General features: G+C 66.4%; 9 protein-coding genes. 3 read left to right on the top strand and 6 right to left on the bottom strand.

Annotated features, from left to right (window positions below; all coding sequences use genetic code 11):
- Nucleotides 1-46: 46 nt before the first annotated feature.
- The 6 genes from ACOOHP_RS10335 to ACOOHP_RS10310 form a co-directional block, all read right to left on the bottom strand.
- Nucleotides 47-1,153, bottom strand: a complete 1,107-nt coding sequence (locus tag ACOOHP_RS10335) for a Zn-dependent alcohol dehydrogenase (protein ID WP_420466339.1) — start codon at nt 1,151-1,153, stop codon at nt 47-49.
- 40 nt (nt 1,154-1,193) lie between these two features.
- Entirely contained in the window at nt 1,194-2,099 is a 906-nt protein-coding gene (locus ACOOHP_RS10330; protein ID WP_420466338.1) for an enoyl-CoA hydratase-related protein, read from the bottom strand.
- Nucleotides 2,096-3,835, bottom strand: a complete 1,740-nt coding sequence (locus tag ACOOHP_RS10325; RefSeq protein ID WP_420466337.1) for a flavin-containing monooxygenase — start codon at nt 3,833-3,835, stop codon at nt 2,096-2,098. Before ACOOHP_RS10325 ends, ACOOHP_RS10330 begins: the two co-directional genes overlap by 4 nt.
- A gap of 31 nt (nt 3,836-3,866) precedes the next feature.
- Nucleotides 3,867-4,781 carry an alpha/beta hydrolase gene (locus ACOOHP_RS10320; protein WP_420466336.1) on the bottom strand — a complete coding sequence of 305 codons (915 nt, stop codon included), beginning with the start codon at nt 4,779-4,781 and terminating at the stop codon, nt 3,867-3,869.
- A gap of 150 nt (nt 4,782-4,931) precedes the next feature.
- The gene (locus ACOOHP_RS10315) at nt 4,932-6,383 is read right to left on the bottom strand and encodes an aldehyde dehydrogenase family protein (protein WP_420466335.1); all 1,452 of its coding nucleotides are present in this window, start codon (nt 6,381-6,383) and stop codon (nt 4,932-4,934) included.
- A gap of 40 nt (nt 6,384-6,423) precedes the next feature.
- Nucleotides 6,424-8,223, bottom strand: a complete 1,800-nt coding sequence (locus ACOOHP_RS10310; protein WP_420466334.1) for a long-chain fatty acid--CoA ligase — start codon at nt 8,221-8,223, stop codon at nt 6,424-6,426.
- A 217-nt stretch (nt 8,224-8,440) separates the two neighbouring features.
- Here ACOOHP_RS10310 and ACOOHP_RS10305 point away from each other — a divergent pair, with 217 nt between their 5' ends.
- The 3 genes from ACOOHP_RS10305 to ACOOHP_RS10295 are packed head-to-tail and all read left to right on the top strand — an operon-like array spanning nt 8,441 to nt 12,337.
- Nucleotides 8,441-9,613, top strand: coding sequence for an acyl-CoA dehydrogenase family protein (locus tag ACOOHP_RS10305; protein WP_420466333.1), 1,173 nt, complete (start codon nt 8,441-8,443; stop codon nt 9,611-9,613).
- Nucleotides 9,610-10,644, top strand: coding sequence for an acyl-CoA dehydrogenase family protein (locus ACOOHP_RS10300; RefSeq protein WP_420466332.1), 1,035 nt, complete (start codon nt 9,610-9,612; stop codon nt 10,642-10,644). Before ACOOHP_RS10305 ends, ACOOHP_RS10300 begins: the two co-directional genes overlap by 4 nt.
- A 40-nt stretch (nt 10,645-10,684) precedes the next feature.
- Nucleotides 10,685-12,337, top strand: coding sequence for a class I adenylate-forming enzyme family protein (locus ACOOHP_RS10295; protein WP_420466331.1), 1,653 nt, complete (start codon nt 10,685-10,687; stop codon nt 12,335-12,337).
- Nucleotides 12,338-12,371 lie beyond the last annotated feature (34 nt).

Genomic DNA, 12,371 nt, shown 5'->3' with positions numbered 1-12,371 from the left:
ACCGGCCTGAATTCGTGGGTGCAGTTTCGCGGCTGATCGCGCGCGATCAGCCGTACATGATCACGGAGCGGGCGCCTTCACCGCGGCCCATCTCCTCGAAGGCGCGGTTGATGTCGTGCAGGCCGATGCGTTGGGTGATCATTTCGTCCAACAACAGATCGCCCTGCTTGTACAGGGCCGCAAAACGGGGGATGTCCACGGCGGGCGAGGACGAGCCATAGCAGCTGCCCTGGATTTCGTACTCCGCGAGCAGTCCGGCGGCCGGCAGGCGCACCGACTGATTCAGTGCGGCGATCCCCACGATCACCGCGCGCCCGGTGGGCCGGATCAGGCCCCAGCACTGCTCCATGGTTTCGACGCGCCCCAGGGCTTCGAACGCGAAATGCACGCCCAGGCCGCCGGTCAGCTTGCGCACCGTCTGCTGCACGTTTTCTTCAAAGGGATGCACGACGTGGGTGGCGCCCATGCGCTTGGCCAATTCGCGCTTTTCGGGCATCGGGTCCACGGCGATGATGGTGGTTGCGCCGGCAATGCGCGCACCCTGGATGATGGACAGGCCCACGCCGCCGCAGCCGACCACGGCCACCGCGTCGCCAGCCTTGATCTTCACCGTGTTCAGCGCCGCGCCGGCGCCGGTGGTGACGCCGCAGCCGATCAGGCAGGTCGACTCCAGCGCGGTATCGTCCGGCACCTTGATGGCCGACCCTGCGGGCATGACCATGTGCGAGCCGAACGAGGCCAGGCCGCACATGGCGTACACGTCTTCCCCATCCAGCGTCTTGTGGCGCGTGGTGCCGTCGATGTAGGTGCAGTTGTTGAGCAGTGCGCCCATCTGCACGCACATGAAGTGCTTATGCTCCTTGCACATGACGCATTCGCCGCAGCTGGGCGTGAGCGAGCCGATGACCTTGTCACCGGGCTTGAGGTGGGTGACGCCGGGTCCGACCTGCTCGACGATGCCGGCGCCTTCATGGCCCAGCACGATGGGCATCGGCGCGCGCAGCACCCCGTGGGCGATCGAGTAGTCGCTGTGGCAGATGCCGCTGGCGACGGTCCTCACCAGCACCTCGTTTTGTTGCGGTGGCGCCAGCTCCAGTTCTTCGATCTGGAACGGCTTGCCCACCTCGCGCAATACAGCGGCAGTAATTCGCATGGCGTGTCAGTTCTCGCTAGGTTGATGTGTGGGTCGTGCGTCAGCCCGGGTCCGCCGGCCCGCGGCGGCCGGCAACCCAGTCCGCATAAAACGGCGGCAGATCGCGCGAGGGGCTGGAGGTGAATTTCGGCGCGCGCTTTTCGTGAAAGGCGCGTACGCCCTCACTGGCGTCGTGCGCGAGTGCGTGCAGCAGGGTGAGTGACTCCGCCTTGTGCGCTTCGGCCGGGTGCGCGGCGCCGCTGTTGCGCAGCAGCAGTTGGCGCGTCATGGCGATGGACACCGGCGAACTGACCGCCACCAATGAACGCGCGTAGTCGATCGCGTGGGCCAGCAGCCGGTCGGCGGGGACCAGTTCACGCAGCAGGCCCCCTTCGAGGGCTTCCTGCGCGCTCATCACCCGGGCGCGGTAGCACCACTCCAGCGCGCGGCTCATGCCGACGATGCGCGGCAGAAACCAGCTTGAGCAGGCTTCGAGCACGATGCCGACGCGGCCGAACACGAAGCCGATGCGGGCATCGTCGCTGGCGAAGCGCACGTCCATGGGCAGGGTCAGCGTGGCGCCGATGCCGACGCAGGCACCGTTGATCGCGGCGATCACCGGCTTGGTGCAGTCGTAGATCGCCAGCGTCGAGCGGCCGCCGATGTCGCGCACGCCGCGCATGCTGTCCTCGTCAAAGTGCGCGTCCAGCTCGGCCAGGGTGGTATTGGCCTTGGCCGGATCGGCGAACTTGCCGAGGCCGTCGGACAGGTCGACGCCGGCACAGAACGCGCGCCCTTCGCCGGTGACGACGATGGCACGGACCTCGTCACGCTGGTTCACGTCGCGGAAGTAACGCTCGATCTCTTCCGACATGGTCGCGTTGAAGGCGTTGAGCGCCTCCGGTCGGTACAGGCTGAGGACATCGATGCCGTCTTCGTGACGGACGCGCAGGGTCTCGTAACTCATGCCACGCCTCCGGCATTTTCGTTTTCGGGGCGGGTGGCGCCGGCGTCCGCAGACTGTGACGCCTGTAGCGCCGCCATCAGGCGGGCAACTTCAAAGACCGGCTGGCCCTGGTGCAGGGCAGGCGGCACGGGTTCGCCGTCCAGCGCGAAGCCTTCGTAGCCCTTGTCGGCCACGGCCTCGCACTGCTGCAGGTAAAGCGCCAGACCGCCGGGATAATTGAGCATCTCGCGCGGTTTGCCGGGCACGTTGGCGCCCATGTACCAGGAGTTGGCGCGCGGGAAGAGCGTCATGCTGGCGAGGCCCTGCACGATCTGCCCCCAGACCGCCTCGGCCATTTCGGTGGCCTCGATGCGGTCGATGTTTTTCTCGCGCAGATCGCTCAGGCAGCGCAGCACCCAGTCGCCCTGCAGCTCGGCGCAGCTGGGCCCGTTGCAGAACCCCGAAGGGCTTTGCGGGCCGTAGAGATAAAGCAGGTTGGGAAATCCGGCGGTGGCCATGCCCAGATAGGTGCGGGTGCCTTCGACCCACCGCTGCTTCAGCGTCTGGCCGCGCGTGCCGCGAATGTCGATGTTGGTGAGCCCGCCGCTGACGGCGTCGAAGCCGGTGGCCAGCACGATCACGTCGAACGCCTGTTCGCCGCTGCGGGTGCGGATGCCGCGCGCCGTGATTTCCTCGATGGGATCGGCGTTAAGGTCGACCAGGCGCACGTTGTCCTGATTGAAGATCTCGAAGTAGCCCTGTTCCAGCGAGGGTCGCTTGGTGCCGAAGGGGTAGGGCGGCTCCATCGGCGCGAGCAGATCGGCAATCGCCGGATCCTTGATCCTGGCCCGGGTCTTGTCGCGCCAGAAGTCGTAGGCGGTGCGATTGACCGCTTCGTTGGTGAGCACCTCCATCCAGGTGCCGATCCAGAAATGGAAGCCGCCTTCGTCCCACAGTTCCTGATACTTGGCGTTGCGTTCGGCATCGCTCACCGCCAGCGCCGAGCCTTCGAGCAGGTTGAAATCAAAGCCGCCGAAGGTGTCGCGGCGCTTGGCGTAGCGCTCGGGATAGCCCTTCTTCCATTCCGCGAGGGTGGCGGCGTCCAGCTTCTGCTGGCGCATGGGCAGGGCCAGGCAGGGGGTACGCTGGAACACGGTGAGCTGGGCGGCCTCGCGGCTCGCGACCTGCGCCACCTGCACGCCGCTGGCACCGGTGCCAATCACCGCCACGCGCTTGCCCTTGAAGTCCAGGCCCTGCTGCGGCCAGCGTGCGGTGTGGTGGCAGGCCCCCTCGAAGCGCTCCAGCCCCTTCATTTCAGGAATGAAGATCTTGGAGCCGAAGCCGACACACAGCACCATGAACCTGGCGCGCACCGTCTCGCCAGGATCAAGCTCGATCTGCCACTGGTTGCCCGCGGTGTCGAAGGTCGCGCCGCTGACGCGGGTGTTGAACTGGATGTCGCGGCGCAGATCGAGTTTGCGGTCGACGAACTCGAAATAGCGGCGCAGTTCTTCCCAGCCGGGAAAGCGTTCGCTCCAGTTCCACTCCGACCAGATTTCTTCAAGGCCGAATTCGTACATCGGCACGTGCGTGTCGACGCGCGCGCCGGGGTAGCAGTTCCAGTACCAGATGCCGCCCAGCTCCGCGCCCGCCTCGTAAAGACGAACGCGAAAACCGAGTGCCCGCAGCTTGTAGAGCTGGTAGAGGCCGGCAAATCCTGCGCCGACCACCACCACGTCGTAGTCATGCTGACTCATGCTCGCCCTCCGGCAAGTGGATCAGAGGGTTTCAGGCCAGGCCCAGCTTGGGTCGCACCCACTGGGCCATGCGCGCGATCGCGTCGTCGGCCTCCGGCGCGGCGCCGGCGAGGAACTGGAAGACGTGCTGCATGTCGGGAAACTCGTCGATCTTCACCTCGACACCGGCCTGCTTGGCGCGTTCGGCGGCGCGCCGACTGTCGTCGAGCAGGGTCTCGGCCTCGCCCACCTGTATGTAAATCGGCGGCATGCCGCGGTAGTCGGTGTACAGCGGGTTGGCCAGCGGCGCCTTGGGGTCACCGTTCTCGCCCAGCGAGAGGCCGCCCAGCCCGGCGGAGGTGTCGCGCGACACCAGCGCGTCGCGGTGGGCGTTGGTGTCGTAGCTTTTGCCCGAGGTGTCTGCGCCCGCCCAGGGCGACATCGGCATGCTCGCCACCGGCATCGGCAAACCCTGATCGCGGGCTGCGGCCATTGTTGTGATCGCGAGCGCGCCACCGGCCGAATCACCGGTGAACGCGATATCGCCCGGCGTGCAGCCCTGGCGCTCCAGCAGCCAGCGGTAGGCGGTGACCATGTCATTGACCGGGCCCGGAAGGGGATTCTCCGGCGCGCGCCGGTAGTCGACGATCAGCGCGCGACAGCCAACGGCCTTGGCGATGTGCCCGAACATCTTGCGGTGCGAGTACATCGACCCCACCACATAGCCGCCGCCGTGCGAGCAGAGCAGCACCTTGGTCTTGTCGGCCTGCTTGGGCACCGCCCACATGGCGGGCACGCCGCCGGCATCCACCTCGATGTAGTCCACGCCGCCCGGCTCGGCGGTAACGTCGCCCCAGTGATCGAACAGACGCCGAAGTTCGTCGACGTCAGCGCTGGGGTTGGCCGCCATTTCGGCGACCCAGCCGCGGTACAGGTTCTCCAGCGCCAGGGATTCCTTGCTAGCCATGATTTCTCGCTCCAGTTGTCAAGGTGTCGCTGGGGCAGCAGGGCCCCGCGCACGCTCGTGATTTGAACAAATGTTAGGTAGACGACAGTAGCTCAAATGCGGCGACGCGGGAACCCCTGCGAGCGGCCCCGCGCCGCAGTATTTTCATTTTCAGATCGAGATGCAGATGTTCTTGACCTCGGTGTACAGCTCGGCGCCGTACTGACCGCCTTCGCGCCCCTGCCCACTCTGCTTGTAGCCGCCGAACGGCGATTCGCGCCACATGGCGTTGTAGGTGTTGACCCAGACCGTGCCGGCCTTGAGCGCATGCGCCACGCGGTGGGCGCGGGCCAGATCGTTGGTCCACATGCCGGCGGCCAGGCCGTAGGTGACGTTGTTGGCCACGGCCAGCACCTCTTCTTCGGTCTTGAAGGTCGAGGTGGCTACCACCGGGCCGAAGATTTCTTCCTGCGCGATGCGATGGTGGGGCTGCACGTCGGTGAACACGGTTGGCCGGAAGAAATAGCCCTCGCTGCCGCCCGGCGTGCCGCCCAGGGCCAGGGTCGCGCCTTCCTTCTGGCCGATCTCGACATAGCCGCTCACCCGCTCGAACTGCTCCTTGGAGACCAGCGAGCCCATGCGCGAGGCCTTGTCGAAGGGGCTGCCGGTTTGGATTTCCTTCACCGATGCGAGGAAGGCGTCCATGAACTTGTCGTGGATGCTCTCGTGTACCAGCACGCGCGAGCCTGCCGTGCACATCTGGCCCTGGTTGTAATAGATGCCGGTGGTGACGCCGCGCACGGCGCGCTTGATGTCGGCATCCTCGAACACGATGTTCGGTGACTTGCCGCCCAGTTCCAGCGACACGCGCTTGAGCGTGTCGGCGCAGCCACGCATGATCGACTTGCCCACGGCAGTGGATCCGGTAAAGGTGATCTTGTCGATGCCCGGGTGCGCCACGATCGCCTTGCCGGTGTCGCCGAAGCCGGTCAGCACGCTGAGGATGCCCTTGGGCAGACCCACCTCGTCGAGAATGCCGGCAAGTGCCACGGCCGTCAGCGGCGTCTGCTCGGCGGGTTTCAGAATCACCGCGTTGCCCATCGCCAGCGCCGGCGCGATCTTCATCGCCGCCATCATCAGCGGGAAGTTCCAGGGGATGATGGCGCCGACCACACCCACGGCCTCGCGGCGCGTGTAGCCGAGAAATTTCGGCGGCACCGGCAGCACCTGTCCGGTGATCTTGTTGCTCCAACCGGCGTAGTACTCGAAGGCACCCGCAGCGTTCTCCATGTCGCCGTACAGGGCCTCGACATAGAGCTTGCCGGTGTCCAGCGACTCCAGCGTGGCCAGCTCTTTCGCGCGCTCGCGGATGATCTGGCCGACCTTCCACAGCATGCGGCCGCGATCGGCCGCCGACAGACCCGCCCACTCCTTGCTGGCCAGACCCGCGTGCGCCGCCTTCACGGCCTGGTCGACATCGGCTTCGCCGGCAATGGCGACTTCGCACAGCCCCTTGCGCAGCGCGGGGTTTTCGTTGGTATAGGCCGCCGCGACGGCCGGTTCTTTCCAGTGGCCGCCGACGAACAGCTTGGTGCAGTCGGGCAGGGCGATGTTGTTTTCCATGATCTCCTCTCTCTCTAGCTAACGGGGTTTTTCGATTGGCTCAGGCACTGCGAACAGGATGTTGCGCGATGTCTTGCAGAACCCGCTCGCGCAGTGCGCGCTTGTTGATCTTACCCACCCCGGTCTTGGGAATGGCGCCAACAAACAGAAAATGATCGGGCAGCCACCATTTGACGAATCGTCGAGCAAGCCAGTCCCGGAGTTGGTCTTCGCTCACCGGTGCCGCCGCCTGGCTCCGCACCACGTAGGCTGCTGGCCGCTCCTGCCAGCGTTCGTGCGGCGCGGCGATGACGGCGGCCTCGGCCACGCCGGGGCAGGCCATCAGCTCGTTTTCAAGGTCGACCGAGGAGATCCATTCGCCGCCGGACTTGATCAGATCCTTGGCGCGATCCACCAGCCGCAGCGCGCTCTCGCGGTTGAGCGTGGCGATGTCGCCGCTCTTCCACCAGCCGTCGACGAAGCCGTCCCTGCTGCGCTCGTCCTCGTAGTAAGACTCGGCAACCCATGGGCCACGCACGTAGACCTCCCCGGGGGACTGGTCGTCCCGGGCCACAGGCGCGCCGTGTTCGTCGAGCACCTTGATCTCGACGCCCGGCACGGGGATGCCCTGCCGGACACGCACATCCATGCGCGCCTCGTGTCCCGCATCGAGCAGGTCGCGCGGCACGTGGGTGATGGTGGCCAGCGGCGCGCACTCGGTGGAACCCCAGGCGGTGAAAATGGGAACGCCGTAGTGCTCCTGGAACCGCTGCATCAGGGCCCGCGGCGTGGCCGAGCCACCGAGCATCAGCTGGCGCAGGCTGGACACGTTGCGCGGACGCGCGCGCAATGCGTCGTACATCTGCACCCCGACCGTAACGGCGGCGGCGCAGAAGCTCACCTGCTCCCCTTCGATCAGATCGAGAATGTCGCTGGCCGTCGGCTGCGGGCCGGGCAGGACCATCTTGGCACCCACTGCGAGGGCCGCGTAGGGCAATCCCCAGGTATTGGCGTGGAACATCGGCACCACCGGGAGCAGCGTGTCGCGCTCGGCCAGGCCCATGACGTCGGCCATGCACAGCGCCATCGAGTGCAGGTACAGCCCCCGTTGCGAATACACCACGCCCTTGGGGCGGCCGGTGGTTGCCGAGGTGAAGCACATGCCGCAGAGGCTGTTCTCGTCGAGATCGGGGAAGGCGAACGCCGGATCGCCGGTTTCGATCAGGCTTTCGTAGCGGAGCACCGGCAACGAGGTCGAGACGGTTTCTTCGGCCGCGCCCATGACGATGATGTGTTGCAGCGAGGGCAGGCGCGGCGCAATGCGCTCGATGAGCGGCAGAAACTCGGCGTCCACGAACAGCGCGCGATCCTGCGCCTTGTCGATGATGAAGGCGACGTCCTCGTCCCCCAGGCGGATATTGATGGTGTGAACAATGGCGCCAAAACAGGGAATCGCCGCATAAAGCTCGAGATGCTGATCGGTGTTCCAGGCCAGGGTGGCCACGCGGTCGCCGCGCTGAATGCCCAGCCTGCCGAGCGCATCGGCCATGCGGCGCGCACGCGCGCAGTAGTCGGCATAGCGGTAGCGGGAGATGGAGCCGTCCGCCCGCCGGGTGACTACCTCGTTGCGAGGAAAGTACTGCTCGGTGCGTTCGAAGAAGGTCTTCAGGTTGAGCTGCATGTCGGTCCCCGAAGGCGCAAGGCCCGTGCCATCCACCGGCTCGACATCCGCTGGGCGAAGAGACGCCTGCAACAACCGCATCGTGCGCTCTTCTTTGCTGCATTGGGTGCATCCCCCGCGCCCTGCGCACGGTGATTCAGTCCGCAACATTTGTAACAACGACGTTTCACCTTGAACCATTTCTCCGGGAGGATGCGAACGGGTGGGCGGGCGATATCAGGATTCATCACCGGAAACAAAGCCAGTCTTTTGGCGCACGCTGCGCGAGCATCCGGCATGACGACGTCCGTCCACAGGTGCATGGCACGGCGGTTGCGCTACGGCGAGGACTGTCCTTCACGAAAGTCGACGCGAATGTGAAATCCGCGCGTCAAGCCCGACCCGAGCGACGAGAGAGATGACCCAGCGATTCCTGTTTCCCCATGAGCGCCTGCCGGAGGTGGCAGAGACGCTGCGCCACGAGGTGCGCGCGTTCCTGCGCGAGGAGCTGGCAGCGGGCGGCTTCGTACCTGGCAGCGATTCCTGGATGAACGCCTCACCGGAATTCTCGCGCAAGCTCGGTCGCGCGGGCTGGCTCGGCATGACCTGGCCCAGGAAATATGGCGGGGCGGAGCGCAGCTCGCTGGAGCGCTATGTCCTCACCGAGGAGCTGCTATCCGCCGGAGCGCCGGTGGGCGCGCACTGGATCTCGGACCGGCAGACCGGCCCGATGCTGCTGCGCTACGGCACCGAGGAGCAGCGCATGCGCTTCATGCCGGGGATCGCGCGCGGCGAATGCTATTTCGCCATCGGCATGAGCGAGCCCGATGCGGGCTCCGATCTGGCCGCCGTGCGGACCCGCGCCGATCGGGTGGACGGCGGCTGGCGCCTGACCGGCCGCAAGGTCTGGAGCAGCTTCGCGCACGAGGCGCACTGCATGATCGTGCTGTGCCGCACCTCGCCCAAGGACGAGAATCGGCACGCGGGGCTCAGCCAGTTGCTGGTGGAACTGGACGCGCCGGGCATCCAGATGCGGCCCATCCTCAATCTCGCGGGCCATCACCACTTCAACGAGGTGGTGTTCGACGAGGTGTTGGTGCCGGACACCCGCGTGGTCGGTGAAATCGGCGACGGCTGGAAGCAGGTGGTCAGCGAACTCGCCTACGAGCGCAGCGGGCCGGAGCGGTTTCTCAGCTACTACCCGGTGCTTGCCAGCCTGCTCGGCCCGTTGGCGGCGCAGATCGGCCAGGCCAACAATCTGGCCGACAGTCCGCTGACCACGGCGGTCGGTGCGCTGGTCACGCAGCTCGCGACCTTGCGGCAGATGTCGCTGTCCATTGCCGGGCGCCTGCAGGCCGGTGCCTCGCTGGAAATCGAGGCCGCGGTGGTCAAGGACCTCGGCACGCGCTTCGAGCGCCTGCTGCCGGAACAGGCACGACTGATTGCCGCATCCGCTGGCATTTCACTGCACGAGGGCGAGTTCGGCCGGCTGCTGGCGGAGGCCGTGTTGCGCGCGCCCTCGTCAACCCTGCGCGGCGGAACCAACGAAATCCTGCGCGGCGCGATTGCACGAGGACTGGGACTACGATGAGCGAATCGACCGAACTGCTGTTGCAGACCGCCCACCGAATTTTCACCGACCTGAGCACGGTCGAGTGCGTCAATTCCCTGGAGCAGGGCCTGTGGGCGCAGCGCCTGTGGGACGCGCTGGAGGAAAACGGGCTTGCCAAAGCGCTGCTGCCGGTCGGCAGCGGCGGCAGCGAACTGGGCCTCGCCGATGGCGTGGCCCTGCTCAAGGTGGCGGGCTTCCACGCCGCGCCGATTCCGCTGGCCGAGCACTGGCTGGCTGGCCTGGCGCTGGTCGATGCGGGGCAGTCCCTGCCCGGCGGTGCCTTGACCATCGCGCCGCCGGATCCCGCGAGCAGCGCGTTGCCGGGTACACACCGGCGCGTGCCCTGGGGCCGCAGTCTGCCGGTCGTCGCGCTCAGTGGAGTCGATGGCCAGCGACGCCTGAAACTGTATCCGCGCGCGGTGGTCCTGAAACAGGACGCCAACCTGGCGGGCGAACCGCGCGACGATCTGGACCTTGCGCGATCCGAGTCCAGTCTGGATGCCGCCTCGTCGATGGACGCCACGCGCTGGCTCGCGCTGGGCGCGCTGATGCGCAGCGCGCAGATGGCCGGCGCCTTGCAGCGCTGCCTCGCACTGGCGTCCGGGTATGCGATGGAGCGCAAGCAGTTCGGCCGCCCGCTCGCGGCCTTCCAGGCGATCCAGCAGGAGCTGGCCCTGCTCGCGGGGGAAGTGGCCGCAGTGGACGCGGCGGTAGACGCAGCGGCTGATGCGGCCCAGGGCGGCGACGGCCTGTTCGACATCGCGGTGGCCAAGGCACGCGCCAGCATGGCGGTGGACGCGGCGACGCGAATTGCCCACCAGGTCCACGGCGCCATGGGCTTCACCTACGAGCATCGTCTGCACCACTACAGCAAGCGGCTGTGGAGCTGGCGCGATGACTTCGGCAACGAGGTGTACTGGAACACCCTGCTCGGCAGGAAGGCGCTGGAAGTGGGGGGCGAGGGGCTATGGCCTTTCCTGACCCGGCTCGGCAGCTGCGCAGCCGCCTGAACCGCGCCACGCGCGCAATAACAGCAAACGGAGGAAGAACATGATCCTGCATGACGAAAAGACGATTCGGGAATATACCGCCGCCGGCTACTGGGGCACGCGAACCCTGATCGACACGCTGCGCGAACAGGTCGCCGCGCACGGTGATCGCATCGCGGTGCTCGATCCCGCCGACCGCGCGGCCCTGGTCGGCACCGAGCCGCAGCAGAAGACCTGGGCGGAAGTGGGGGCGGCCGCGGAGGCCATCGCCACCCGCCTGCTGGAGATGGGCCTGAAGAAGGACGAGGTGGTCATCATCCATCTGCCCAATGTGTGGGAACTGGTGGTGCTGTATTTCGGCGTGAGCATGGCCGGAGGCATTCCCTCGCCGCTGGCCATGCAGTGGCGCCAGCACGAACTGGGGCATGTGGCGCAAACCACGGGCGCGCGCTTCTACATCGCAGCGGACCAGTTCAAGGGCACCGAGTACCTGGGCCTGGTGGACAAGCTGCGTGACGCTCACCAGATCGAGTATCGCATTGGTCTTGCACAGCTGACGCGATGGGCCAGCGGCGCATCGAACCCGGCCCTGCTGTCCCAGGTGTCGCTCGACGCCAACGATGTGTTCACGCTGTGCTGGACCTCCGGCACCGAGTCGCTGCCCAAGGGCACGCCGCTGTCGCACAACAACTGGTTCTTCCAGTCCGGCCGCGTGCTGTCACTGGTCGATGTGCGCGATGGCGACCGCATTCTCTGTGCCGCACCCATCGTCAACATGACCGGGGTCGGTGCCATGATGCTGCCCTGGCTGTTCCGCGCCGGCACCATGATCCTGCATCACCCGCTGAACCTGGAACTCTTCGTCAATCAGCTCGCCACGGCCAACGTGCAGTTCTCCAGCCTGGTGCCGGCCATGCTCAGCATGATCTGCAAGCTGCCCAACGTGGACCAGATCGACCTGAGCCATATCCGCACGCTCGCGGTTGGCTCGGCACCGCCGTCGGCGTATGCCATCCAGGAATTCAAGCGGCGCTGGAACATCGAGATCATCAACCTCTGGGGGCAGAACGAGGGCACCGCCCTGGTCGCCGGTCCGCACGATGTGCCCGATTCCTCGCAGCGCGTGGATCACCTGCCCTGGTGGGGGCGCGAGGGCGTGCAGTGGGCCTCGGCGATTCCGGGCGTGCACGTCAAGATCGTCAGCGAGGATGGCGTCGTCCTGACCGAGCCGGGCGGCGTGGGCGAGCTGGCCTACAAGGGGCCGAATGTATTCCCGGGCTACCTCAAGCGGCCGGACGTGAATGCCAAGTCCTTCGACGCAGACGGCTACTTCTATACCGGTGACACGTTCAAGATTCTGGAAGGCAACTTCGTCAGCTTCTTCGATCGCAAGAAGGACATCATCATCCGGGGCGGTTTCAACATCAGCGCCGCCGAAGTTGAAAACATGGCGCTGGGGCATCCGGCCATCGCCGACTGCGCCGCCATCGCGGTGCCGGACGAGATCATGGGCGAGAAGGTCTGCCTCTGCGTGGTGCCGCGCGACACCCGGCGTCCACCCACGCTGGGCGAGGTCACAGGCTGGATGCGCGAGCAGGGCTTCGGCAGTTACAAGCTGCCGGAATCGCTGCGCGTGGTCGAAGCCATTCCGCGCAACCCGGTCGGCAAGATCCTCAAGCGCGAACTGCGCGAGGCGACGACCGCCGCCAGTTAGTTAGCCCGCATTCCGGATCGGCTGTCCTGTCTGC

Source organism: Panacagrimonas sp. (genome assembly GCF_965216805.1).
GTDB lineage: Bacteria > Pseudomonadota > Gammaproteobacteria > Nevskiales > Nevskiaceae > Panacagrimonas.
Note: the sequence above shows the minus strand (reverse complement) of the source record. Positions and strands in the feature narration are given on the sequence as shown.

Excerpts from the sequence above, each read along its gene's own strand:
- ACOOHP_RS10335 (WP_420466339.1), bottom strand. The coding sequence starts at position 1,153 with ATGCGAATTACTGCCGCTGTATTGCGCGAGGTGGGCAAGCCGTTCCAG.
- ACOOHP_RS10330 (WP_420466338.1), bottom strand. The coding sequence starts at position 2,099 with ATGAGTTACGAGACCCTGCGCGTCCGTCACGAAGACGGCATCGATGTC.
- ACOOHP_RS10325 (WP_420466337.1), bottom strand. The coding sequence starts at position 3,835 with ATGAGTCAGCATGACTACGACGTGGTGGTGGTCGGCGCAGGATTTGCC.
- ACOOHP_RS10320 (WP_420466336.1), bottom strand. The coding sequence starts at position 4,781 with ATGGCTAGCAAGGAATCCCTGGCGCTGGAGAACCTGTACCGCGGCTGG.
- ACOOHP_RS10315 (WP_420466335.1), bottom strand. The coding sequence starts at position 6,383 with ATGGAAAACAACATCGCCCTGCCCGACTGCACCAAGCTGTTCGTCGGC.
- ACOOHP_RS10310 (WP_420466334.1), bottom strand. The coding sequence starts at position 8,223 with ATGGTTCAAGGTGAAACGTCGTTGTTACAAATGTTGCGGACTGAATCA.
- ACOOHP_RS10305 (WP_420466333.1), top strand. The coding sequence starts at position 8,441 with ATGACCCAGCGATTCCTGTTTCCCCATGAGCGCCTGCCGGAGGTGGCA.
- ACOOHP_RS10300 (WP_420466332.1), top strand. The coding sequence starts at position 9,610 with ATGAGCGAATCGACCGAACTGCTGTTGCAGACCGCCCACCGAATTTTC.
- ACOOHP_RS10295 (WP_420466331.1), top strand. The coding sequence starts at position 10,685 with ATGATCCTGCATGACGAAAAGACGATTCGGGAATATACCGCCGCCGGC.